Genomic DNA, 24,712 nt, shown 5'->3' with positions numbered 1-24,712 from the left:
GCGTTCAATCCCTGATGCTCCCTCCCGTCGCGGTGCCGCATCCTACTACGAGGTCTCGATCATGGAACCAGCCCTGAGCGCTCCCCCCCCTGTCTCGCAGCTAGCACCTTACATTCCCGGTTTGACGACGCCGGTGGTGGGGTTCTCCGGTGGCGTGTACCAACAGTTACTGGAGGGCCACGGTAGCGCGGGCTTGATTTGCATCTTGCGCGCCTATGCAGGCCAGCTTGAAGGTGATTTCATTGAGTTGTTCTGCACCGATCTGCTGGTTCCGGTCGACTTCCACACCGTTACCGAACAGGAAGCGCGCGAGGAAAAACCAATCCCCCTGCACATATCCGCATCCCGCCTACCAGACGGTACGGTGGGGCCCGTGTTTTTCCGGGTCACCCACCTTGATCACCGCAAAGAAGAAACCCATCGCCTGACCCTCAAGGTCGACACGGTATCGCCCGCCGATCGCGAGCCGATTACCAGCCCGCCCTGGGTCAATGAACAGTTGCCACGGCCACAACCGACATTAACCTTTATCGATTCGGCGGCCGCCGGACGTGGAGTGGCGATACGCATTGGCTTCTATCCAGGGGATCTCAACCGGCCAGTTGCAACTTACCGTGCGGCGCGCGACCGCATCCGTCTGAGTATCGGTGGGCAGATCATCGAGTACCCAGTCACCGAAAACGAGGCCAGTACTCGCAACCCGATCACACTCACCGTGTACTACGCCACTTGGTTGAGAATCGGCAGTGGCTTCCATGCCTGCTCCTACGATGTCATCGATGAAGTGGGCAACTACTCCCCCGGTCGGTCTGCCGAGCAGATACTCGAAGTACGGCTCAATCCAGATGAGCGGTTGCTGGACCCCGCGCAGATCGTCGAGGCCCCTTCCGGTACGCTGGATGCGGACAGGTTGGCAGGCAAAGACGCGACCTTGAGGGTCGCCATTGCCGGTAAAGGTTGGGCGCCGGGCGATGGTATCCGGCTGACCATTCGTGGGCGTTCACTGGGCGGCGGTGACGTCGAACAGACCTACAACGCCAGCCTCCCATCGACCACTGTACCTTTCACCGATGTCCCATGGCCCAACGCGGATGTACGCGTGCTTATCGGTGCATTGATTCAATTGAGCTATGAGCGAATTCGCCCAGACCAGGCGAACCTGCCCTCGGATAACGCCTTTGTCCAGGTGACCGGTACGCCTGACCAATCCAGCCTCGCCGCTCCCCAAGTACCGGCCGCCAGCGGCGGCGTCCTGCACCCACTGACTGACCCGGTGACCGTCACAATAACCACATACACCGGCCAAAAACCCCATGACCGAGTCACACTGGTAGCACAAGGTACATACGCCAACGGCCATCTCTTTTACCAGGAACACGTGCTGGAGGCCGGACTGGGCAATGTGGTCTTTGAGCTGCCCAACGGAGTTGACGGTGATATCCGACAACTAGACGGTGGCCACCTGATGTTCTACTACTACGTCAATAAGGCGGGAGATCGCCCGCCGTCCGACATACTGACGCTCGACATCGGCGCTCCCCAGGACGCACTGCCCAGGCCTGAAGTTCGGGAAGCACCGGCCCCTGGTTTCACCTTCGACCCCGAGGTTTCCCGAGGCAACGCCAACGTGTTAGTGCGCGCGCATGCCTCGTTCACCGAAGGCGCCACAGTCACCTTGTATGTCGAAGGCAGTGCCATGGGCGGTAGCCCACCCCCTGATTCATTTCAGATCACCCCGCCATGGGTCGGCCAGGACTTGCCGTTTGTCATTGCCCGAGTATTTGTCGTGGCCAACCTCACTGGCTCGGCGCGTATTTACTACCGGGTGGAAAAAGCCGGCCAACGCACCCGCTACTCCCTAGCGCTGCTCATGCGTGTCGGCAGTGCGCTGCAACTGCCCGTGCCATGGATTCTGGAAAGCACGATCACCAGCCCGACGACCGCACGACTCAACCCACTGCATGTGTTACCCCCTGCCTGGCCGGTGTTCACTTTTCGGGTGAGCTACAGCCCCATGCTGGCCAGCGATGATATCCATCCGAAATTCATTGGGACATACGGCCTGGGAACGCCGCAGATCAAACCGCGGCCTGGCGACCCTGTGCGAGGTTACGTCGACTTCATACTCGATAATCGCGTGATTGGCGCAAACCTCGGCCGAACCGCCGAGCTGTCTTATGACGTGATACGAGCCAATACCACCACCCACTCCCAAGTTTTGACCTTGACCATCGACTCGCTCGCAGAGCAAGCCCTGGACCTGGTCAGTGTGCCCCAGGCATCGGGCAGCATCATTAACGCCAACGCAGCGCATAGCGTCGTGATAAATGAATGGCCGTTCATGAACGTTGGGGACCCCGTGTGGATCGATATCAAGGGCGCAGCCAATCTTGCGTTGCGCAATGGCACGCCGCTGACGCCAGCGCAATTCAATGCCAAACGTGTAGAGGTTGACTTACCACCTGATTACCTGCGCTCGCTACCCAACCAGAGCGCCCTGAGCATTGAGGTGCGGGTATCACTCAACGGCAGCGTGCATAAAGATTTTGCTGTCGCCTTGCGTACCGTCAACTACCGGATCGCCAACACCGCCGGCATTTTTGCAACCATCCCGGTGGGCAATTCGCCGAACGCCTTGGCACTCAGCCCTGACGGCACACGACTCTATGTAGCCTGTATTGTTGGCAGCCCGTCGATCTGGGTGATCGACACCCTGCGTAACCGCGTCCTCGACCACTTCGATGTGCCCGGCTCGCCCCTGCGCATGGCCGTTCATCCAACGGCCAATCACCTGTACGTGACCGACAATAGCAGTTCGACCGACACCCCTATTCGCATCTACAGCACTCAGGACTACTCGCTGATCGACACATTGACCGGATTCACCAACGTCAATGGTATCGCCCTTAACACCAACGGCTCACGCCTGTACGTGGCTGATAACGGGGCGTCACAACTGGTGATAATCAATACCGCCACCCGCCAACGCCTGGCGTCAATCCCTGTGCGTGCCCCCATTGATGTCACTCTTAGTCCCGATAACAACCGCGCACACGTTGCCACATTCTACGACTGGTCCATCGTCGACTTGCGCAGCAACACGTTGATCAACAGCGCAGATACCCGCTCATCACCTGTGACCATCGCCCACGCCCCTCGTGGCTCACAGGTATACATCTCGGGCCGAGCAGGCGGCATCGTCAGTATCGGCGACACCGCTACCCAGCGCATCAGCCGGACACTGACGGGGTTGCAAGGGCCATTCGACATTGCATTCGAACGTCAGCGCGACCTTGCCTACGTGTCGCAAACTGACGCAAACCTGCTGGGGATTATTGATACGCGCGCAAGGCAGATGATTGGCTCGTATGCTGGCTTCAACAAGCCCCGTGGAGTCGTGGTAGCTCCAGACGGTTCCCACGGGTATGTGGCCAATATTGGCGGCGATTCCGTGTCCTTAGTGGTGTTTTAGCTCGCCCCCGGTGCGAACTCAATAAAAAGCCCCGGATCTTGCGAACCGGGGCTTTTAATTGGGTTACACGTGCGACGTTCACATCCTTAAAAGTCGTAACGCAACCCCACGTTCACGCCCCAAGGCTGGTCAATGCTCTTGCCCATGCTACGTTCCACATCGGCATGCACCTTCCAGTTCTTCGACACCGCCATGGCGACACCGGCCGCCATTTCAACCCGCGAACCCGACAGGTCGTTGTTGAAGCTGTTGCCGTTGACGGACACCTTGTTGCTCTGGTTGAACTCGTGGGCCACCGCCGTACGCAGGTACGGCTGCAACACGCTGCCGCTTTCCAACTGGATATCGCGCCCGGCAGTCACACCCAGCTTACCCACTACCGAAGCCGTACGCGCACCTTCAGCCTGCAGGCCATTGTCCAGTTCGTAGCTCTGGCGCTGGATAATCGCCATGGCCAACTGGCCGTAGGGCTCAACGAAGAAACCGTCATCGAGCTTGATATTGCGCCCCACTTCAGCCGAAGCCGTGACCGCGTTTTGCGTGTAGTTGCCCTTGGCTTTCTTGCCATCGCTCATGGCGACGTCGGATTCGTTGTGCAGGCGGTTGAACTTGAGTACGCCGTCGAAATAGAGGCCACTTTCGGCATCCATCCAGGTCGCATAACCACCGACGTAGTAGCTGTCGACGGTGGCTTTGCTGCCGCGGCTCAGGTCCAGGTCCGAGGTGCTGTGACCGGCCATGAAGCCTGCCAGCCATTGACCATCGCCACCGGACAGCGGCACATCGGCGCCCAGGGTAAAGCCACGCTGGACCTGGTTGTATTGCACACCTTTGTCGCGGTTGTTGACTTCAAATTTATTGCCGTAGGCACGTGTCCACAGACCGCTCGACGCACCGTCACTGTGACGCAGTTCGCCCATGCGCGTACGCAGGTTGGTCATTTCGCCATAAAGCACGCTTGGCGCTGCGTTGGCCAGGGCCAGTACCGAGTTGGTGCTGGGGCTGATCACCTTGCTGCCGGGGTCCAGCAGCCAGTCCTTGCCTTCGTTGTCGTCGACCAGGCTATAAGAGTAGGTGCCGACATCCACCCGGTCACCGACCAGGCTGAACTTGGCGCCGCCGTCTTCGGTGTGTACGACGTGCAGGCGATCGTCGGTCAGCGGATCGGCGCCGGTGCTGGCGATCAGCAGGCTATGGTCGCCCGACGACGTGCCAGTGACATTGAGGAAGTCGCCGGTCAAGGTGGCGAAGTCCGCGCTCATGACGAAGGTGCCGTTGCCCGACAGGTTGGCCACATCCAGTTGGTAGAACGTTCCGGGGTCGCCAAACTTGACGTTGCCGCCGGCCAGGGACAGATCGCCCACATGCTGGTTGTCGACCATCACCCAGGTGGCATCAGTGTTGACCGCCAGCTTGTCGACGTTTTCCAGGCGGCCGGTGAGGACCGAGCCATTGTTCAGACCGACACTGGCACTGCCGCCGTTGTTGACGATATCACCCGTCAGAATGGCATGGTCCAGGTTAAGGTCCAACGCGCTGTCGGTACCCACCTGAATATTGCCAGCCAACTCGCTGAAGCGCACGCGCATGTTGGCCGAGCCGCCCTGGGTCAGCTCGAGCATGTTACCGTTCTGACCCAGCAGGGACGAACCATTGGTCACGTCGATTTCAGCCGTGATCGGCCCCTGCACAGTAATCGCGGGGCCATCGAGGCCCGTCACACGCGAGCCGTCGAGTATCAGATGAGGCGACTCAAGGGCAGTTGCACTTTCAAGGGACATCACAACGCCCGTGGTACCACCGGTAATTTCGCTGCCCGTGGCGATTGCGGCCCCTCCCAGGAGCCTCAACCCTTGCTGGCGTTGGCCCACCAGCACAGAGTTGTTCAACTCCAGAAGGCTATGGGACGTGACGTTGGCCCCATAGGTCGCTCCAGTGATTTCACTATTGTCGACTTGTGCGTAGGACCCCGTGGTCGTGCCCACCTGGCGAGCCACGTTCAAGCCGCCACTGGTGTGGCTGGTAATGCGCGCGTCGGAAATAGTGGCGCTTGAGTTGCTGAGCGCAATGGCCGCCTGGGAGCCATGGACAGAACTCACAGTGGCGCCTGTCAACGTCAAGGTCGACCCGCTCGTCGCACGTATTTCTTTAACGTTGGCGTTCTTGTGAACAGTAAGCGTCGCACCATTCCGGGCCAGATAGTCGCTGGCTGCGGACCCCGGGCGGACGTCATATTTGCCGCTGCCCACCGTTCCGTCCACAACAATCGTCGACATTGCCTGTTGACTCAACAGGCATAACGGTGCGGCGGCTACGAGCTTGATGATCGATGATAAACGCGAATAACGAAAACGCGGGGAAGTAGGAGAAATCATGTTGTGTAGCCTCAGAATTAAGTACCAGTTCGAACCCGGAACCCGTATCGAAGAGGTTTCCGTTTTCCACGGTGCAGAGACTAATAACGTGAGTTCCCAAAGAGCGTAGGACTTTCCTTAAGGTACAAACTTAATAAAAAACCCCACCCTCTCAAGCGAGAGGGTGGGGCCCCGACAGTCGATCAAAGCGTACCTTTGACGCGCGACGCATCCGGAACACAAAAGCCAGGAATGTTGCCACCCGAACCAACCAGATCCCAGGCTGCCCTCACCTCGTCGGACCTGCCCCGGTCTCCCGTGGAGGGGCGCAGAAGCCTCCAACGCACACCGACGATGCCTCGGCCATTATTGCCCGTGACGTCCTGAATCCAGACCTTCAAATCCAGCGGGACGGTCAAGCCCAGATTGACATGCTCACTGTTGAGTTCGAATTCAGGGGTCTCTATGGCATCCCCTACAGGCGTGCCAGGCGCATTGAACGCGTATCTGACAGCCTCGATAACCACTATGTCGCCAACCATGAGGAGCCCTGGATCCAGAATCTTGACAGGCACACCTAGCCAAGGCTGCCGAGCACAGTTAATGACATAGGTGAAGTTCGGGTTGCCTATAATAACCGCGGCTTTTTCAAAGGTCACAGGTGTCAGGCTACCGATGTTGAAGATATCCACGACAACATCTTGATTCGGAGAGTGCTTATAGTTGATGGCATCCCGAATAACGCAGTGGGTTTCAATGGTGCCATTGCCCTTGGCATCGATAGTGGCCCACGCCACGGTAAAAGGCACCGGAAAATCGGCCGCTTCCATCCCCGTTACCGGGTAAGTCTCAACGACATCCCCTCCATAGACATAGTCAATGAAATCACCCGTTTCCAGCCCCGGCGGTAAGGTAAAAGTGACGGTGGCATCGAAGTTGCGATCTTTCTCGGAAAGACGGTTATCGGGTTTGGGGTCGGGGCCCCCACCGAGCAGAACGGGCTGTGCCAGGCTTGGGTCTACAGGGCCTTCACCAGGGTTTTGCCCACCGGGCTCACGCAGGTCGACATCCACTTGCACCATAGCTGCGTTGTAAGTGGGGCTGCCTTGGCGCTCAATCATAACTCTGATATCCGCCGTATAGAAATTCCCGCCTGCCGCGATAGCTGCAAAATCTGCAGGGACGTCAATCGGGAAAACGGGCATGCCAACAGATTTACGATAGATCTCAATAGTCCCCCATAACACGACCAGGGTGTCGTTCTGCAAATGGCCGGTAAGGCTTGCCAACCGCACCGTTGCACCGTTACGGGCCTCTTCTTTATCAACCAATGGCGCTTCCAACACACTGACGGGACCAAACACGGGCGCTTCGTTCAGACTCACTTGTACGTAGTTTGGAATAGACAACGTAGTCGTGTTGCCAGACCGATCAGTCAGGTTATATCTCACTTCTATCGAACCTGACCGCTCAAGAATCGTTGCAGCTGGGATATGACCAGTAATGTCGCCTGTCAATGGCACGTTATCCGCGATCCCAACGATATTACTTCCCACAGTTACTCCATAAGTATCACCGCCACGTCGGTCCGCCGGCGTGGGAATGGTGAACCCCAAACCCGGTTTACCCACGAGAAAGGCTGGGGTCAGTTCGGGGCCGTAATTTTCTATCATGACCCTCGAAGGTTGAGTGCCATAGTTAGGGTCCTGCGCATCTACGTAAACCCGATTGATGTTGTAATTAACGTCATTGTCGCTGAGGTTGAGAATGTAAACGCTGATGTCTTTGACACCATGGCTTTGCAAGGCCGACTTGGGACCCAAATTCACAATTACCGGATCAGGTAAAGTGACAGTTGCGTCGTAGGTCTCAATATGTACCGGCCGATCATTTACAAAGACGGTGAGTGTATCGAACGCATTGGTAAAACCGGTACGGTCCCACAGGGCAACCTCCAGACTGAGTCCGCTCAATTGAAGCGCCCTTGGCACCACATTCCGGTGGTTGTCGCCAGCAATGGCCGGCAATAAACCAGGGATCACCGGAGCAGGTGCATAGCCGGGAACGGGATCGGGTTCTTCCCACTCTTCCATGGGACCTACAGGGTCGTGACTAACAGGTTTACTGAATGGGTTGGACATGATTCAAACTCCTCAAAAGAATAAGTATCTGTCCGGGTATAAAACGACGATAAGACTAAACACCCGGGTGTCATTTTCTAAACGTATACCGACCCTGCAGAGGTCTGAATTGGCAAACCTGCTGGCGTCTCATTCATTTAATGGCATTTCCCTTTAACGCGTAACTGTCAAACTTGACAGTTCCCCTTACGGCTCAACTGTGATGCTCACCACCACGAGCATCTCTTCCATTACAAGCGCATTACCTCCTTCTCCACTACGCCTAATCGTCCGACACGCAAGGCGGTAAGTTGGGCCGGATCAGTGAGATAAACACCAACCTACGCTCGGAATATCCCATGCCTGCACCTGCCGGTTTGATGATCTGGTAGCGCGCAATCGCAGAGCCATGCCGAGGGTGGGTTTGCCCTTCTGGTGGCTTGATCAGCCCCGGAAGCAAGATGTAGGGGTCAAACGGAACCTGAAAGACATACCCATCACGGGCTTCTTGTGGCGTCAGCGTATGGCTGAAGGACTTGATCGTTTCAGGAATGACACCACCGGCAGAACCATTAGGGTTCGCATAACTGGCCCAATCCAAAATCACCTCATCGCCGCCGTCCAAGAGATCTATATCCCCAGGTATTTTAACGCCGGCGCCGTTGGCCCAAGGTCGCAGAGCACAGTTGATAAACCCGGCACCAGGACCGGGTCCGTACTCGACTCCTACATACTCAAGCGGTTTTAGCCCGACGAGCCGCACGATATTGACCATTACCGGCGTGTCTGACGCGCGTTGCCGGTTGACCCCATTGAAGGTCCAGTAAAAGAAAGGAACCCAACCTGGCTCTAAAAACTCAATGATGTTCCAGTCGACCAACCACTCAATTTCCTGACCCGCGCTATCCCCCGCTTGTACGGTGTAGGTCGCGATGGGCCCGGGAAAGCTTCCCGCCATTAATTCCAACGTTTGACCAACATCGGGCGCGCCATACAACGAGGTAATCACGCGTACCGGTTTACCCTCGTCGTTGATAGTCAATTGGTTGTCACCATCTACCCCCTTCACTGTCACCACGTCCAGCAATAGGTTGATAGGGTCTGGGTTATTCGGGCTCACCGGTCCGGCAACCGTCAGATCCACAGCAGCAAAGCGGGTGATCGATGGCCTGGAAGGGGCATTCCCTCTTTGCCAGCGGTATTCCGCCCTCACAATCCCAGGAACAAACTCGTAACCGCCGGAGGCCAACACCGAATAGGGAATCGGCACTTTGATAGGCCAATTCTGAATAGCAGCAATCGGGATAGGGTCCAGCGGAATAAGATCCCATGACGGTAGGAGACGATCGCCCCCTGTGGAGCCGAACAGTTCGCGGATATTCATGAATACCCCGCCGTCAGCACGGGCGTCACTGAGGGTGATACGCCCGTCATCCAACTGCGGAATTTCAACAGGCCGCAGATCGATAGGGGTAGGCATCAGATTGATTAGCAAAGGAGCGGTACGGGAAGGTCCCGATTCACGGCCCGAACGATCTCTCAAATAGTACTGAGCGTTGTATTCTCGGTTGGCAAGACCGCGAAGAACGTCACCTGGGAAATGAACCTCAATGGGCAGAGTTCCATCCTTGTGCGCTTGAACAATGGTGGTGGTGGCAACGATGTCCGAATGGCGTGGACGTTTGCGCAAGGGCTTCAGAAAAGGCAACGGTATTAAAGAGGCCTCTACCCCATCACCCAGGCGTATATCCGGCCAGATCGAATCAATGGTAGCTGTCACCCTATCTTGATTTGCGGGATCATCCAGATATGCATCCGTTACGCCGTCATCTTCGATGACCTGCGGGAACTGGAAACGCGGACCACGCAAGCCGTTATTTGGCCCAACCTTGTCACTGTCCAATATTGTCGAAAACGAAGGCTCCCCTGGGTTACCACTTGATTCTCTTAATATGACCTCGTAGCGCAATCTATGCAGGCCGGGTACTTCCATGAGATGGGGAGGTACCAGAGAGTCAACGTCAGGCAGGTCGCTAGCATCATAAGGCGCCTCCAGCCTCTTCTCATCAAACATCTCGCCCCCCCAGAACCACTGGACAAGAGTGACATCCCCTGGATCAAGTACATTATTGCCGGGCCACAACGTAGGCACTTCAACCCTCAGCCCTGTACTTTGAAAAAACACCGGTATTATATGACCGCGGTCATCTGCCTCAAGCTCTAATGCATCAGGTGCAACAGGTGCATCCAGGACCAGCACACCTGCTTTTGTGCCACGACTGGAAGGTGGGTTAAGCGGATCGTACTCAGACATATCGACTCTCCTAGACGACTATCAGGTTGAGGCCCTCGACCACCTAAAGGGTACTGACCCCATCCAAAGATCACGGAGAGTAGTTAAGGCAATTTGCCCCCAAGCGGATACTGTCAGAACTAACAGGTGCTGCGTCCCCTGCAGTTTTTTTCAGCCTGGCCAGAACGATAAAATTCTTTCGAATCATCGAATTGCAGATGTGAGACGGCATAGCACGCCTCGCACATATCAGACAGGCGGCAACACCCAATCAATCGGTGTCTCACCGCTTTGCTCAAGAAACTTGTTGGTCCGGCTGAAATGCCCACACCCCAGAAACCCGCGATACGCGGACAACGGCGACGGATGCACCGACGTCAGCACCAGATGCTTGGTGGCATCGATGAGCTTCTGCTTGCTTTGAGCATGGGCGCCCCACAGCAGGAACACCAGGTGCGGCTGATGCTCACTGACCACTTCGATAATTCGGTCGGTAAAGAACTGCCAGCCTTTGCCCGCATGGGCGTTGGCGTTGGCGCGCTCCACGGTCATGGTGGTGTTGAGCATCAGCACACCCTGGTCGGCCCAGCGTTGCAGGTAGCCGTGGTTGGGGATGTCGATGTTCAGGTCGCGCTTGAGTTCTTTATAGATATTGACCAGCGACGGCGGCGCCGGCACGCCCGGTTGTACCGAGAAGCACAGGCCGTGGGCCTGGCCAGGGCCGTGGTAGGGGTCTTGGCCGAGGATCACCACCTTGACCTTGTCCAGGGGTGTTGAATTGAGGGCGTTGAAAATCAACGGGCCGGGCGGGTAGATCTCTTTGCCAGCAGCATGTTCCTGGCGCAGAAACTCGCGCAATTGAGCCATGTAGGGCTTCTCGAACTCATCGCGCAGGGCGTGTTTCCAGCTGGGTTCGAGTTTGATACGGTCGCCATCGGTCATAGTTCAATTGTCTTGTAAAAAAGAATGAGGCGAACCCTAGGAAAGCCGACCCCGCTTGTCAATTGATCTGACACGCCACCGGCACTTTCCTACGAAGCGATCATACTGATCCTTCACTGTCCCGATTGAGGTCATGATGAACCTGCACTTCGAAGAACTGACCGGCAGCGACGGTGCCCGCGTTGGCATCGCCAGCCTGGACGCTGAAAAATCGCTCAACGCCCTCTCCCTGCCGATGATCCTGGCCCTGGGGGAACGCCTGGATACCTGGGCCAAAGACCCGAACATCGCCTGCGTGCTATTACGCGGCAATGGGCCCAAAGCCTTTTGCGCCGGCGGTGAAGTGCGCAGCCTGGCCCTGGCCTGCCTAGAGCAACCCGGCGAAGTACCGGCCCTGGCCGCGCAGTTTTTTGCCGCCGAATATCGCCTGGACTATCGCCTGCACACCTACCCCAAGCCGTTGATCTGTTGGGGGCACGGCTATGTACTGGGCGGCGGCATGGGTTTGTTGCAAAGCGCGTCCGTGCGCATCGTCACGCCGAGCAGCCGCTTGGCCATGCCCGAGATCAGCATCGGCCTGTACCCGGATGTGGGTGCCAGTTGGTTCCTCTCACGCCTGCCGGGCAAGCTCGGCTTGTTCCTGGGCCTCACCGGCGCGCACATCAACGGCCGTGATGCCCTGGACCTGGGCCTGGCCGACCGTTTCCTGCGCGATGATCAACTGGACGAACTGATTGAGGGGTTGCTGCAACTCAATTGGCAGGAACAAACGCCGATACAGCTCAATAGCTTGCTCAAGGCGCTCGCCCAGGAAGCCACCCGCCAGCAACCCGAAGCGCAGTGGTTGCCGCGTCGTGCGCAGATCGACGAATGGTTGGATGTCGGTGATGTGCAGTGCGCCTGGCGCGCCTTGAGCCTGCTACGCGAGCACCCCGACCCGCTATTGAGCCGCGCAGGCAAAACCCTCAGTGAAGGCTGCCCGCTGACGGCGCACCTGGTGTGGGAGCAGATCCAACGCGCCCGCCATTTGTCTTTGGCCCAAGTGTTTCAGATGGAGTACACCTTGAGCCTCAATTGTTGCCGTCATCCGGAATTCGCCGAAGGGGTAAGGGCGCGATTAATCGACAAGGACCAGACGCCCCATTGGCATTGGCCGGATATCAACGCACTCCCGGAAGCGGTGGTGCAGGCGCACTTCAACAAGGCATGGGAAGGTAGGAACCCTCTGGCAGACTTGTCCGACTACTGACAGGTCAATGCCGTTTGTCGTTGACCGTGAAAGCGCAGTTGTCCGGCTGTCTGTCTTCGCACAGATACACGGGTTGGTCGAGCACATCTGTGCCGAGTTGCCAGTAAAACGTCTCCTTTAACGACATGTTGGTCACGACGTCCAGCAAGTCCGGCCTCAAGGCCGTAACCTCGCCGCTGCCAGTACGATAGAGGCACTTCTCCATGTAGCCGTTTTCCCGTTCCTGCCCCTTTCCCGGCGTGAATACTGCGCCGATGAACAGGTCGATAAAGTCGCGGTACTCGACCTTTGGGCTTAGCCACCGCACCGTTTTATCCGACGTCTGAAAACGGCCAGCGACGTATTTGATCGTCGACGGATACGGGCAACCTTGCTCAGCGCTCGCCTGAGCAATCACGCTGCTCATCAATAAGAGCAGGAAAATCAGTTGTTTGAACATAGGGAGTTCCGTTCGCCCATTCGCTCTACAGGACAAAAACAATGACTTTTCCCGTAGTGAAATACATCTGAAACCCCAAAGATAGCTGTTAAATCTGACAGTAAGAATAAACCGTACACACAAAAAAGCGGCGCTTCATGCGCCGCTTGCTTTCAAAACATTTCAACGATGACCGCCGCGGCCACCTCCATGGTCGGAACCACGGCCCTGCCCGCCATTGCCCCAGCGGTTACCCCAGCCCTGGTTCGGATAGGGCCGGTAAGCGGGCCGTGGGTAGTAACGCGGTGCCGGCTGGTAGTACCGCGGCCCCGAATAATAGCGAGGCGATGGCGCGTAGTAGCTACGCCCATACGGGTAATACGTCGGGCCCCCGTAGTAATAGGCTGGCGCCGGTGCGGTGTAGACCTCCGAGCGATAGTAGGTGGCGCCTCCATCGTAATAGGGCACGCACGCTGAAAGCGTCAGGCCGAACAAAGCGATAAGCAGCAGTCGTCGATACATGGCGGCCTCCTGGACCGCGGAAGAGCACCTCCAGCGACGCTGGAGGGCGGCATTCAGCTTTCACTGGATGACGAAATATCTGACATCAAAAACCGAATCTGGTGCGTTTCAGACACAACTAGAAATATCTGTTTCATCGACAGCCCTATCACGGGCGATCTCCGGCAGGTTCAGGTTGCGGTGGGTGAGCGAATGTCGGCCAGCGGGTCGTGATGCTGGAACGGGACTGAGCAGCGCTGTATCGTGCAGGGACTTCCGAGGCCCCGCCCGATACCGCCTGAACCCTGCCATGACCACACCCACCCTTTGCCCCGCCTGCGGCGCCCGCAACGACTGTGCCCTGGCCGACCCACGCACCGCCGATCAAGCCTGTTGGTGCTACAACGTCACCCTTGATCCGGCGGTGCTCGAAGCCTTGCCTGACGAGGTGCGTAACAAGGCTTGCCTCTGCCCACGTTGTGCCCAAGTGGACGAACAGTTGCGCAGCCGCGATGCGCGTTGATCGCTTCCTCAGCAACCTGCCGCGCTTCAATCGCCAGCAAGTACGTCTACTGCTGGCAGAGCGCCGGGTGAGCGTCGACGGTGTGGCGGTCAGCGACCCCCATCATGAAGTTCGCGAGTTCAGCCGTGTCTGCGTTGACGGTGAAGTGCTGCAGCCGGGCAAACCGGCGCGCTACTTCATGTTGCACAAACCCCAAGGCTGCGTCAGCGCCACCTCGGACCCGCAACACCCCACGGTCCTGGACCTGCTGGATGAACCGGACAAGGCCGAGCTGCATATCGCCGGTCGTCTGGATTTCAACACCACCGGCCTGATGCTGATCACCAATGACGGCCAGTGGTCGCGGCGCCTGACGCAACCCGAGACCAAGCTGCCCAAGGTTTATCTCGTGGAGACTGAACAACGGATCGGGCCCGAGTACGCAGCGACGTTTGCCACGGGTGTGTATTTTGCCTTTGAGGACCTCACCACCCAGCCCGCCCAATTGGAGTTGCTGGGGCCAACGCGTGCGCGCTTAAGCATTGTCGAAGGGCGTTATCACCAGGTGAAACGCATGTTCGGGCACTTCAACAACAAGGTCGTCTGCCTGCATCGCGAGCGGATGGGGCCACTTGCGTTGGACCGTGCGTTGGCGCCAGGCGAGTATCGAGCGTTGAGCGAAAACGAAATCCGACAGGTCTGACGACCGTTCGGCCGATGATGGCGAAAAACCAGTTTATTGCCTTGCGAGCAGGCGCCTCACCTGCTTGAATCAAGCCGTCAGCCAAATTATGACTGATGAGTCACCCATAATTTCCAAGAAACACTTTGCCCTGCCCGCGCTTGATCTACGGGCCCCTCAGGCAAACAGCCCGCCATAACAACACCTGCCGGCCAGCCGTTATCGGACCGACATGGGCGCTCATTTTCCAGGCGTATGCCTACCTGTCACAAAGCTCGTGCAGAGTGATTTGCGCGCCCTACCCGCTTGCCAGGAGTCTTATGACATGAGGCCAGAAATCGCTGTGTTGGATATACAGGGTCAGTATCGGGTTTACACGGAGTTCTATCGCGCGAGCGCTGCTGTCAAGACCATTATCCTGGTCAACGGCTCCATGGCCACCACGGCATCCTTCGCCCAAACCGTAAAAAGCCTGTACCCGCAATTCAATGTGGTTTTGTACGACCAGCCTTACGCTGGCCGCTCAAAAATCCACAATCGCCATGAGCATATGCTGACGAAGGAAGTTGAAGGCCAGATCCTCCTGGAGCTCATCGACCACTTCGCCGCCGAACACGTGTTGTCCTTCTCCTGGGGCGGTGCTGCCACCCTGGTCGCCCTTGCGCACCGGCCTCGCCGCGTGGAAAAGGCCGTGATCAGCTCGTTTTCGCCGGTGATCAATGCGCCCATGCGTGATTATCTCGAACGTGGCGTCGACTACCTCGGCAACCTCGATCGCGATCGCGTCGGCCACCTGGTCAACAACACCATCGGCAAGCACTTGCCGTCGCTGTTCAAACGCTTCAACTACCGCCACGTCAGCAGCCTGGCCGAACACGAATACGGGCAGATGCACTTTCACATCAGCCATGTGCTCAACAGCGATCGCCTGTGTTACCTCAAGGCGGCCCGGCAGATCGATATCCCGGTGCTGTTCTTGAACGGTGAGTGGGACGAATACACCAGCGCCCAGGATGCCAAGCTGTTTGGCCAGCATGTGGCGAACAGCAGCTTCAGCACCATCCAGGCAACAGGGCATTTCCTGGATATGGAGCATAAAGCGGCCTGCCGGGATAGCCGTGAGGCGGTGGTGGGCTTTTTGAAATCGCAGCGACCGGCCAGCCGGTTGCGCTATCAGCAGGACCAAACGCAGCATGCCTATGCGATTTGAAGTGATTGCTTGCTGTGGCGAAGGCACTGGCTCGCGATGGAGCCAGCGCCTTCGCCACACGCAACCCACACATTTTTCGAAGAAAAACTTCAAATCCGGGCAAACATCTGGTACAAAGTCAGCCGCTCTGAGCGGGTATAGTTTAATGGTAGAACAGTAGCTTCCCAAGCTTCCGACGAGGGTTCGATTCCCTCTACCCGCTCCACTCAAATTTTGCACTTGCGTCAGGTTGTTCCTGACGGGAGAGGCAAAAAAAACCGGCCCTTGGTGGCCGGTTTTTTTTGCTTGAAATTTGGGATTCCGGTGTTGGGCCCATGTGTCGCGAATCACTCCACTCGTTGGGGCGTACAACCCCGCTGCACCACCCACGCCAACGGCAACGTCACCCACAACATCCCCGCCAGCACCATGACCGCCATCGTGACGCCCAGCGCATCCCCAAGCCCGCCAAACACCACCGGCGCGACTGCACCGCCGCCAATCGTGCCGGTGTAGAACACCGCAAATGCCTGCTCACGCTTACCCGTGCCGGCCAGGTCCGGCACGGCCCCGTACAGGACCGAAGAGGTGCCATTGAGCACCAAGCCCAGCAGCGGCAACATCACCATCAACCCCGTCAACGGCAGGAACACCGCAGCAACGATCAGCAGCGCCGTACTGGTTTCTGTCAGCCAGACGGTCTTCATCATGCCGATACGGGTGCCGAGGTAGCCGCAGAACAGTTTGCCGAACGCGCCGCCGATGAACAGCAGCGTCAGGGCCAGGCCAATGCCGGCAGTGCCCGCACCTTTGGCTTGCAGCAGGAACGGCAGGAAGGTGAGAAAGCCCATGCGCACGGCGCTGTCGAGGGTGCCGGTGAGGACCAGTGCACGCAAACCGACGGCGGAGCCGGTGCCGCTGAGCGGCTTGGTTTTTTTTGTGCCGATGGGTTCGGCTGCTTGAGCAGGAAGCCACCACCAGAGCAGCCCCGCCGCTGCCAGGCCGAGCAGGCCCAGGAGCGTGGCGCTGGCGCGCCAACTGATGACCGTCAGCAATAGGCCGACCACGCCTGGGATCAGGGTTTTGCCAATGTCGCCGGAGAAGTTGTAGTGGGACAACGCTTGCTTGACCCCGCCCCCGTCCTCGTACGCATCGGTGATTATCGAGGAGGCCAGTGGATGTTGGGTGCTCGCGCCCAGACCGCCCAGCAGCAACGCCAGCAGCAACATGCCCAACCCGGTGGTTTGCCCGACCACTAAGTAAGCAATACCCGCGAGCGCGGTGCCCCCCACCAACAGGGGGACGCGCCCCCAGCGTTTGGCGGCGCGGCTGGCCATCAACTGGAACACAGCCATCATCCCGGAGTAAGCGCCGCGCAACAGGCCGACCTGGGCGTAGGACAACGCAAACTGTGCCTGCCAGATCGGCAGCAGCACGTAGATAACGTCGGTAAGGCCATCGTGTACCGCATGGGCGCTGCAGCCGGCGATTAGTGAGCGGCGGCGGGTGGAGGTGTCACGGGCTGGCACGGCGACAGTGTCGTTCATGGTGTTGGGATCAGTTCAGGTTCAAGGCGCTTCCAGCCGGTCAGGGCGATCAGCAGGGTCAGTAGTTGAAAACCGATGATCAGCACCACACAGCCCACCCAGCCCCAGCGCTCCCAGATCAGCGCGGGAACCATGGCACCGCAGCTGCCGCCCAGGTAATAACACGTGAGGTAAACGCCCACGGCCCCCGTCTTGTTGCCGTGGGCGGTGGCGCTGATGAAGGCATTGGCCGCGGCCTGAGCGAGAAACACACCGGTGGAACTGAGCGCCAGGCCCACCACGATGCACCACAGCGGCGGTGCCAGTGTCAGCGCTGAACCACTGACGCCAAGCACGGCAGCGCCAGCCAGCAGCTCGGCGTGAGGTCGGGCTTTGCTGAGGCGACCGGCGATGGGGATCACGATCAGGGCCAGCAGGAACACCATGTACAACGTGCCCAACGCCGCAGGCCCCCAGTTGAACGGTGGCTGGCCAAGGTACAACCCCGCGTAGGTAAACGCCGCGACCTGGGAGAACAGCACGCAAAAACCTACGGCGTATGCGGCCAGCAACGGCGTGCGAAAAACGCCTGAAGACGAGTTTTTGAGTCGCTCGATTCGCGGCCGGTTGGCGGGCAATAAAAACTGAATGAACCCACCGACCATCAGGCTCAGCACGGCCAGCCATTCAAAGGCTTCGCGCCAGCCGACGTATTCAGTCATCACGCCAGTGACGAAGCGTCCGGCAAACCCGCCCAACACGGTGCCCGCCACATAGAGGCTGGTGACTTCGGTCACCGTCGCGCCGCTCCAACGGTCGCCGATATACGCCACACTGGTGGCAAACACCACAGGGATCAACATGCCCTCGACAAACCGCCACACCAGCACTTCGGCAAAACTGTCGGCAGAGGCGGTCATCAGGGCGGGCACGGCCAACAACAGCGCGGCCACGGCGATCACTGTGCGTTGCTCGAAACGCCCGGTCAGGCGGCTGACAAACGGCGCGGTGATCGCCACGGCCAGTGTGGTGACGGTGATACTCCAGCCCGCCGCCCTGGCGCTGATATCAAACTGGGTGGCAAAGGTCGCGAGGATGCTCTGGGTGGCATAGAGATTAAGAAACGCCGCGCATCCACACAGGAACAGGGCAAGACGGGCACAATGCAGGCGCGGTTTCATGAAACCTCTCGTTTTATGTTGTGAGGTCTTTATAGAATGGCCGACAGGTCTTAAACCAATACCGAATTTCGACCGATTGATACCCTAAGGATCAGGATGATCGACCTGCGCAAGCTGCGTTACTTTCTGACGGTCGCCGAAGAACTGCACTTCGGCCGCGCAGCACTTCGCCTGCATTTGGCCCAGCCACCATTGACCCGCCAGATCTCAGCACTGGAGACGGAGCTCGGATTCAAGCTGTTTGATCGCACCAGCCGTGCGGTCTCCCTTACCCCGCAAGGCCGTTCGTTCTTGCCCTATGCACGTGGCGTGTTGGAGCAAGTTGAACTGGCGCGAGTCATCGCCGACAAGTTGGCGGCGGGCACCGCAGGCCAATTGGCACTCGGGTACGTCAGCTCAATCGCCCTGTCGGACCTGTTCAGCCAGACGATCCAGGCATTCGCCCAGCGCTTTCCCGAGGTGCAGTTGACCTTGGTGGAATGCGCCTCCGGCAGCTTGGGCGCGCAAGTGGCGGATGGGCGCCTGGATATCGGTTTGAGTCGCCTGTTGCCGCAAAACCAGGCGGTGCAGGCACGCTCCCTTGGCGAGGAACGCCTGGTGGCGGCGGTCTCCAGCGACAGCCCTTTGGCCCGCCGGCCGGCTGTCAGCCTGGCGCAGCTCAGTGCTTATCCGTTGATACTGTTTCCAGCGGATTACGGCTCGGGGCTGAACCAGTCCATCGAGCAGTTGTTCCGGCATCACGGTGTGCCCCTGCGCACCGGACCGACCGGGCGGCAGATCACCTCGATCATTGCCCTGGTCGCCGCCGGGCAAGGCGTGGCACTGGTGCCCGACTGTACGCAGAGCCTGATGAACAAAGGCGTGACGTATAAGCCGATGCTGGAAGCTGATGCGTGTGCGCAACTACTGGTGCTGACGCCGACGGCCAGAAAAAATGCATTGGCGGATGCGTTTCTCGCTGTTCTGGGGCAGTCATTACCCAGCACGTAAGACCTTCGACAGCGCCCTTCCTGTGCGCTCATACACTTCATTCAACGCTCACCGAAACGTCGGTCATCGATCATCGGTAGGAAGAGTGTTGATCATTTCGAAACGCTCGCAGAGGATGGAGCGCCGATTCCCGTCGCCCAACAAGCCACCTTGCACGCGGCCAACCCCCAATATGCCGGCTGCACCTAAGCTCAATATCACGCTGCCGGGTATCTGCTCAATCGCATCGATGAATATGTACTGAATCACCCGGAAGAAAAAGCCGCTCGGGGGTCTCCTGGCTCTATGGGTATCCGTACTATTCAAGTTGGGTTTACTAGAAGCTCTGACGGCAAAAGAATTTGACCGCAAGAAACGTAGTTTCCAAGCCTGCGGGGCGTTCTACCGTAGCGTCGTAGCCTTTAACGCTCACCTCCGAGGAGCCTGCTCATGACTTACGAATACACACTCATGCCTTCGCCTGTCGGTGAACTCACCCTGGTGGCGCGCAACGGCAAACTCAGCGCCATCCTGTGGGAAGTCGAGCGCGACAACCGCGTGCGCCTGGGCGAGTTGCGCGAAGCCCACGACAGCCCGGTGCTGCTGGAAACCGCGCGTCAGTTGAAGGAATACTTCGCCGGTACTCGCAGCCAGTTCGAGCTGGAACTGGACTTCACCGGCACAGCGTTTCAGAAGCAAGTCTGGCAGGCGCTGCTGACCATCCCCTTCGGCGAAACCCGCAGCTACAGCCAGATCGCCCAGCAGATAGGTAACCCCAAAGCCGTGCGAGCGGTGGGCGCCGCCAACGGGCGCAATCCGATCTCGATCATTGCGCCCTGCCATCGGGTAATCGGTGCCTCGGGAACCCTGACCGGGTTTGCCGGCGGGCTCAAGGCCAAGCAATATCTGTTGACGCTGGAGCATCGCGGCCAGCAAAAAATGGCGTTCTGATCACGGGCCTGCGACGGGCCCACGGATAAAAGCCCGATACTCGAATAACGTCTCGAAACCCAACCGGCGATACAGCGAGCAACCGTCCAACGATGCCTCAAGAAAGCATCGTTGGGCGCCCAGGCTGGAGGCATGAAGCAGTGCCGCTTGAATCAATCGGGTGGCGTAGCCTCTTCCACTGAACGCCTTGATTGTTCCCACATCGTTAAGCCGAGCCACCCCATCACATAGCGACAGCGTCAACGAACATACGCACTGCCCCTCGACGGACAAGGTGAAGTGCTCAAGCGCTTGGCCCCCGTCCAATGCACACTGGTGCCGAGCCTGGTAATGCGCAACATCCTCGGGCCGCATCAAGAACGCACTGCCAATGGGGGCTGCCCAGTCCTCCAGGTTTCGAGTCAGGCTGATCTGCACACCGTGCTCGCTCATCGATGGAGCAAAGCGCGACAGTTCGAGGGCCATCGCGATGGTCGTTTCGGCCGCCAGAAAGCCAAGCGCCGTCAACGCCTCGTGTACCTCCTCGACCTTTCCCTCATGAATCACTATGCGTACCGCCTGCTGGGTTCGGCGGATCAAGTCCAAGGGCGCAGCCATTGCCTCACCCAACGGCGCACTGCCTACCCGGATAAACAACAAACTGAACGGATTGGCATATTCATCGGTGAAATAAGCATTGACGCCGGCGCTATAGCGGTGATGCAGCGGACACGTCGCGGCAAAAAAATGGTCTTCAGTCTGGTGATAAAGCGTGCACAGGTCATCGGTAACAGCCGCTTGCATGGGGAGTATCCAGGTAAAAACCCAGTCTTGCGCTCATGGCTGCCGAGCGCCGTAGGCCCACTCCCAACTGTCCGGTAAAAAAACGCACCCATGGGTTCAAATCGTCAGTTGTAAAAAGAAATTTCAGAGCGTGCCTGCGGTCAGTATTTTCATCAGCCACCTTTAAGGAAACGGTCATGAAATTCTCCGCAATCTCACAATCACTCTCCCGCTGGGCAGGCAGTGCCCGGACGTTCTATGCCGCCGTCGCACTGATTTTACTGTGGAGTCTGAGCGGGCCGTATTTCCACTACAACGACACCTGGCAACTGATCATCAACACCTCGACCACCATCATCACTTTCCTGATGGTGTTCCTGATCCAGAACACGCAAAACCGCGACAACGACATCCTGCATATCAAGATCGATGAGCTGTTGCGTGTGTCCAAGGATGCACAGAATGCCGTGCTCGGCCTGGATGCCCTGGACCGTAAGGAGCTGGAAAAACTGCGCCTGGCCTATCGCAGCATCGGCAACACCGACACCGTGAGTTTGAACAGCGATTGCGGCGCCGCGCCCGACCCTGGGGGCCAGTCCAAGACGGACCTGAACCAGGCGTAAAAAAAACGGCGGTTGGATAAGCATCCACCGCCGTTTGTTATTTCAAGTGACACACTCAACCGTCGCCTTGATGACCTTTACCGTAAGTCGACGCCAGGGCTCGGGCTTTTTGCAGCCGTTCTTCCAGCTTGGGCAAGGTCTCATCCACCAGCGCCTTTATTTCCGGCACATCGGATGCCGCGCCTTCCTGTTTGAACAGGGCGATGGCGTCTTCGTTTTCCTTGACCTGCTGGGCGGTGTAGGCCGCGTCGAAAGAGTCACCCTCCTTCAGTTCGGGCATCAGGGTTTGGGCTTTATCAACGATTTTCTCCCGCGCAGCCACCGGCAGGTCGAGCTTCTTGGCAATCGCCGCCAAGTGCTGGTTGGCCAACGTGCGCTCGTTGATGACCTCGATGGTGTAATCCTTGATTTCCTGGGATGACGTTTTGGCGTGGGCCATGCGACTGGTTTCGATATCGGCCATCCCCTTGGCCGAAGCCTGCTCGATGAATTCGGCCGGCGACTGGGCGAAGGCATTGCTGGCGCCGAGGCCCAGCAGCATCGCGAAACTGGCGGTGCGTAACCGGATAGCCATGCGGCTCATGATGGGTTCCTCCAGGGCAAAAATAGGTGCGGGCACGACACCCCGCTCTGAGTTCGAATTTTCAGCGCGATAAAGGTTTAGAAAAAACTTGCCCGTACGACGAACGGTCGTTGCCACGTCAGGCCGGTTTACTGCCGAACAGGCCAGGTAATGCATGCGCCAAGGCGTTGATAGCGAAGCCGATAAACATCACGCCACAGAGTTGGGTGATCAGGACTTCATGACGCTGATACACCGTGCGTACCCGCTGGGCGCCGACCACGCCGATCAGGATCGCGTAGGCCAACAGGCCGCCGACAAAGCTCAGGACGATCAGTGACGGCAGCATCGACCAGGTCAATAACTCGGCACGGCTGGACAGCAACGCGGTAAAGGTCGCCACCGCAACCGGGTAGGCCTTGGGGTTGGTGAGGCCGAACAGAATGCCATGCCAGAACGGGTGTCGCGCCGCACCTTGGGGAGCATCGCTGCTGCGGCGCTGGGTGCGAATCGCACGCCAGCCCAGCCAGAACAGGTACAAGCCGCTGAGTACGCCCAACACGTCAAACGCCGTGCTGCCGACTTCCCGCGCGCCCACAATCGCAATCAGCGCGGTGCTGCACCACACCACGTCGCCCAGCAAATGCCCACACAGAAAACCTGCTCCGGCACGGCGGCCGCGGGCGGCACCAATGCCGAACACGGCCAATACCCCCGGGCCGGGCGTAATCCCGTAGATAAACCCCGACGCGAGGACGGCGAACAGCAAGGATGGAGTCATGGGCAGACACTCTGAAAGGCGTGCAAGGGCGATTGATTCTGCATGTTTCAGTGCGGCGGGTAAAACGTCATGCCGGCATAGGGCTTTTCGCGACACGCCTGCAGGCGCGAAGCCAAGTGACCGACATGGGCTTCCAGCTTGTGGCCATCGGGATCGAGGAAATAAAACGACGCCCCCTCGCTGCGGTTGTCGCGCCACTCGCGTACGCCGGCGGCTTGCAGGCGCTCGACCAACGCGGCGAAGTGACCCGCATCGACGGTAAAGGCGTAATGGGTGTAATCGGCTCTCGGGGCACTTGCGCGCAAGGGGTCCAGCGACAAGCAAAGCCAGAGCCCAGGCAAGGAGAGGTAGGCACCGTTGTCCCAAGTGGCGTCGAGCCAAAGACCCAACAGGTCTTGATAGAACTCGACGCTGCGCGGCACATCGGTCACGGCCAGGGTCAGGTGGTTGAAACCTGAGAGCATGTGGACTTTCCTTATTCTCGGTGACCTTCGGACAATACACCCTGCATCTGCCCGATCAACCACTGCAAGCCCGAATCCCCACCCCGCCGTGCATGCCACGCCAGCTCAAAGGCAAACGATGGAATATGAAATGGCGGTGGTACAGCCAACAGCTGCGCGTGATCAATGTTCAGCAAGCCGCGGGACGATACGGTCAAAATCAGGTCCGTGCCCTGAATCAACTGCGGCGCTACGCCCCAGTGCGGCAGGCTGACCGCCACATGCCGCCGCTCACGAATCGCTGCCAACGCCCGCTCGATTTCCGGGGTGCCGCTGCCGCGCATCTCCAGTAGTACATGGGGGCGTGACAAGTAGGTAGGCAGGTCGAGCATGCCGCTGGCCGGCAGGCTGTGGCGGTCCACCAGGCAGGTGTAATGCTCCGCGAACAAGGGCGTGGTGTGTAACTCGGCGGGCATATCGGGAAAGACCCCGGCGGCGAGGTCGAGATCGCCATTGAGCACGCCGTCGACCATGCCTTCACGGCTGGCCTGGATGATTTGCAGGTCAATGCCAGGCGCTTCATGCCGTAAGACACGGACCAGCTTCGGCAGGAAAATCGCCGCGCTGTAGTCCGACATCGCCAGACGAAACCGGCGCTTGGCCGACGTCGGGTCAAACTGGTTCGGCGCCAGCAACGCCTGCACCTGGGCCAAGGCTTCGGCCAGCGGTGCCGCCAGTTCCAAGGCACGGGCAGTCGGCACCAGCGTGCCGCCCTGGCGCACCAGCAGCGGATCACCGAGCATGTCGCGCAAGCGCGCCAACGCATGGCTAACCGCCGGCTGGCTCAGGTGCAGGCGCTCGGCAGCCCGCGTGACGTGTTGCTCACTGAGCAGGGCGTCCAGGGCCACCAACAGGTTGAGGTCGATGCGGCGCAAATCATTCATCAGCTGCATGGCCAGCATAAGAAACAGGAATTTAAATTTGCGCGACGAATAGCCTAGAGTCCAGCAAAACCTCTGGGAGGCAAATTCTGGCCGCTTTACTGCTCGACCATTACGGCCTGTTCGGCCTGGTGGAGCGCCAGCTGACCATGCCGCGAGTGCTGGGGGCATTGTTGTTGATCGCAGGCGTGGCGTTCATTCAGTTCAGCGCCACCCCGGCTCGCACGCTGGCAACGGCCGGCTGATCAGCT

21 protein-coding genes, 1 tRNA gene and 2 pseudogenes are annotated in these 24,712 nt (G+C 58.6%); 11 read left to right on the top strand and 13 right to left on the bottom strand.

Annotation, left to right across the window (positions count from 1 at the left end):
- The first annotated feature begins 61 nt into the window (after window positions 1-61).
- The gene (locus M5B43_RS08185) at window positions 62-3,472 is read left to right on the top strand and encodes a YncE family protein (protein WP_248749615.1); all 3,411 of its coding nucleotides are present in this window, start codon (window positions 62-64) and stop codon (window positions 3,470-3,472) included.
- 86 nt (window positions 3,473-3,558) lie between these two features.
- Here the strand turns inward: M5B43_RS08185 and M5B43_RS08180 are convergent, their stop codons facing one another.
- The 4 genes from M5B43_RS08180 to ung all read right to left on the bottom strand — a co-directional run bounded on the left by M5B43_RS08180 (window position 3,559) and on the right by ung (window position 11,181).
- A complete protein-coding gene (locus M5B43_RS08180) occupies window positions 3,559-5,847 on the bottom strand; it encodes an autotransporter outer membrane beta-barrel domain-containing protein (protein WP_248749614.1) in 2,289 nt (762 codons plus the stop codon).
- Between the two features lie 182 nt (window positions 5,848-6,029).
- A complete protein-coding gene (locus tag M5B43_RS08175; RefSeq protein WP_248749613.1) occupies window positions 6,030-7,967 on the bottom strand; it encodes a hypothetical protein in 1,938 nt (645 codons plus the stop codon).
- Window positions 7,968-8,229: 262 nt separating this feature from the next.
- Window positions 8,230-10,260, bottom strand: a complete 2,031-nt coding sequence (locus M5B43_RS08170; RefSeq protein WP_248749612.1) for a hypothetical protein — start codon at window positions 10,258-10,260, stop codon at window positions 8,230-8,232.
- Between the two features lie 228 nt (window positions 10,261-10,488).
- The gene (gene ung, locus M5B43_RS08165; protein ID WP_248749611.1) at window positions 10,489-11,181 is read right to left on the bottom strand and encodes a uracil-DNA glycosylase; all 693 of its coding nucleotides are present in this window, start codon (window positions 11,179-11,181) and stop codon (window positions 10,489-10,491) included.
- A 136-nt stretch (window positions 11,182-11,317) separates the two neighbouring features.
- On the opposite strand from ung, the gene M5B43_RS08160 reads away from it, so the two are divergent.
- Complete coding sequence (locus M5B43_RS08160) at window positions 11,318-12,430, top strand: enoyl-CoA hydratase/isomerase family protein (protein WP_248749610.1); 1,113 nt, start codon at window positions 11,318-11,320, stop codon at window positions 12,428-12,430.
- Window positions 12,431-12,434: 4 nt separating this feature from the next.
- On the opposite strand, the gene M5B43_RS08155 is transcribed toward M5B43_RS08160, so the two are convergent.
- Together M5B43_RS08155 and M5B43_RS08150 are read right to left on the bottom strand one after the other, a co-directional pair.
- Complete coding sequence (locus M5B43_RS08155) at window positions 12,435-12,869, bottom strand: DUF3757 domain-containing protein (RefSeq protein WP_248749609.1); 435 nt, start codon at window positions 12,867-12,869, stop codon at window positions 12,435-12,437.
- 162 nt (window positions 12,870-13,031) lie between these two features.
- Window positions 13,032-13,370, bottom strand: a complete 339-nt coding sequence (locus M5B43_RS08150) for a hypothetical protein (RefSeq protein ID WP_248749608.1) — start codon at window positions 13,368-13,370, stop codon at window positions 13,032-13,034.
- 289 nt (window positions 13,371-13,659) lie between these two features.
- Here M5B43_RS08150 and M5B43_RS08145 point away from each other — a divergent pair, with 289 nt between their 5' ends.
- The 4 genes from M5B43_RS08145 (at window position 13,660) to M5B43_RS08130 (ending at window position 15,948) form a co-directional block, all read left to right on the top strand.
- A complete protein-coding gene (locus tag M5B43_RS08145) occupies window positions 13,660-13,872 on the top strand; it encodes a cysteine-rich CWC family protein (RefSeq protein WP_248749607.1) in 213 nt (70 codons plus the stop codon).
- Window positions 13,862-14,554: a pseudouridine synthase gene (locus tag M5B43_RS08140; RefSeq protein ID WP_248749606.1), complete on the top strand. Its 693-nt coding sequence runs from the start codon at window positions 13,862-13,864 to the stop codon at window positions 14,552-14,554. Before M5B43_RS08145 ends, M5B43_RS08140 begins: the two co-directional genes overlap by 11 nt.
- A gap of 304 nt (window positions 14,555-14,858) precedes the next feature.
- Entirely contained in the window at window positions 14,859-15,743 is an 885-nt protein-coding gene (locus M5B43_RS08135) for an alpha/beta hydrolase (protein WP_248749605.1), read from the top strand.
- Window positions 15,744-15,874: 131 nt separating this feature from the next.
- A tRNA-Gly gene (locus tag M5B43_RS08130) sits at window positions 15,875-15,948 on the top strand.
- A gap of 121 nt (window positions 15,949-16,069) precedes the next feature.
- Here the strand turns inward: M5B43_RS08130 and M5B43_RS08125 are convergent.
- Window positions 16,070-17,269, bottom strand: a complete 1,200-nt coding sequence (locus M5B43_RS08125; RefSeq protein ID WP_248749604.1) for an MFS transporter — start codon at window positions 17,267-17,269, stop codon at window positions 16,070-16,072.
- On the bottom strand, window positions 17,266-18,429 hold the full coding sequence (locus M5B43_RS08120; RefSeq protein ID WP_248749603.1) for an MFS transporter: 1,164 nt from the start codon (window positions 18,427-18,429) through the stop codon (window positions 17,266-17,268). Before M5B43_RS08120 ends, M5B43_RS08125 begins: the two co-directional genes overlap by 4 nt.
- Before the next feature lie 96 nt (window positions 18,430-18,525).
- Between M5B43_RS08120 and M5B43_RS08115 the strand changes: the two genes are divergently transcribed.
- From M5B43_RS08115 to M5B43_RS08105, 3 genes and pseudogenes are all read left to right on the top strand, one after another.
- Entirely contained in the window at window positions 18,526-19,419 is an 894-nt protein-coding gene (locus M5B43_RS08115) for a LysR family transcriptional regulator (RefSeq protein WP_248749602.1), read from the top strand.
- Window positions 19,420-19,491: 72 nt separating this feature from the next.
- Window positions 19,492-19,764: pseudogene (locus tag M5B43_RS08110) on the top strand (hypothetical protein); the annotation flags it as partial.
- 84 nt (window positions 19,765-19,848) lie between these two features.
- Window positions 19,849-20,349, top strand: a complete 501-nt coding sequence (locus M5B43_RS08105) for a methylated-DNA--[protein]-cysteine S-methyltransferase (protein WP_248749601.1) — start codon at window positions 19,849-19,851, stop codon at window positions 20,347-20,349.
- On the opposite strand, the gene M5B43_RS08100 is transcribed toward M5B43_RS08105, so the two are convergent.
- Window positions 20,350-21,132 (bottom strand): GNAT family N-acetyltransferase, encoded by a 783-nt coding sequence (locus M5B43_RS08100; RefSeq protein ID WP_248749600.1) that lies wholly within the window; start codon window positions 21,130-21,132, stop codon window positions 20,350-20,352.
- Window positions 21,133-21,308: 176 nt separating this feature from the next.
- Between M5B43_RS08100 and M5B43_RS08095 the strand changes: the two genes are divergently transcribed.
- Window positions 21,309-21,734: a low affinity iron permease family protein gene (locus tag M5B43_RS08095; RefSeq protein ID WP_248749599.1), complete on the top strand. Its 426-nt coding sequence runs from the start codon at window positions 21,309-21,311 to the stop codon at window positions 21,732-21,734.
- Window positions 21,735-21,789: 55 nt separating this feature from the next.
- Here the strand turns inward: M5B43_RS08095 and M5B43_RS08090 are convergent, their stop codons facing one another.
- From M5B43_RS08090 to M5B43_RS08075, 4 genes are all read right to left on the bottom strand, one after another.
- Window positions 21,790-22,317 carry a DUF4142 domain-containing protein gene (locus M5B43_RS08090; RefSeq protein WP_248749598.1) on the bottom strand — a complete coding sequence of 176 codons (528 nt, stop codon included), beginning with the start codon at window positions 22,315-22,317 and terminating at the stop codon, window positions 21,790-21,792.
- 118 nt (window positions 22,318-22,435) lie between these two features.
- Complete coding sequence (locus M5B43_RS08085) at window positions 22,436-23,077, bottom strand: LysE family translocator (protein WP_248749597.1); 642 nt, start codon at window positions 23,075-23,077, stop codon at window positions 22,436-22,438.
- A 47-nt stretch (window positions 23,078-23,124) separates the two neighbouring features.
- On the bottom strand, window positions 23,125-23,541 hold the full coding sequence (gene fos / locus M5B43_RS08080) for a fosfomycin resistance glutathione transferase (RefSeq protein ID WP_248749596.1): 417 nt from the start codon (window positions 23,539-23,541) through the stop codon (window positions 23,125-23,127).
- Window positions 23,542-23,552: 11 nt separating this feature from the next.
- Window positions 23,553-24,482: a LysR family transcriptional regulator gene (locus M5B43_RS08075; protein ID WP_248749595.1), complete on the bottom strand. Its 930-nt coding sequence runs from the start codon at window positions 24,480-24,482 to the stop codon at window positions 23,553-23,555.
- 53 nt (window positions 24,483-24,535) lie between these two features.
- On the opposite strand from M5B43_RS08075, the pseudogene M5B43_RS08070 reads away from it, so the two are divergent.
- Window positions 24,536-24,706: pseudogene (locus tag M5B43_RS08070) on the top strand (DMT family transporter); the annotation flags it as partial.
- Window positions 24,707-24,712 lie beyond the last annotated feature (6 nt).

Origin of the sequence: Pseudomonas sp. MWU15-20650 (assembly GCF_023242475.1) — a bacterium.
Taxonomy (GTDB): Bacteria; Pseudomonadota; Gammaproteobacteria; order Pseudomonadales; family Pseudomonadaceae; genus Aquipseudomonas.
This window is presented reverse-complemented; position numbering and strand designations above follow the sequence as displayed.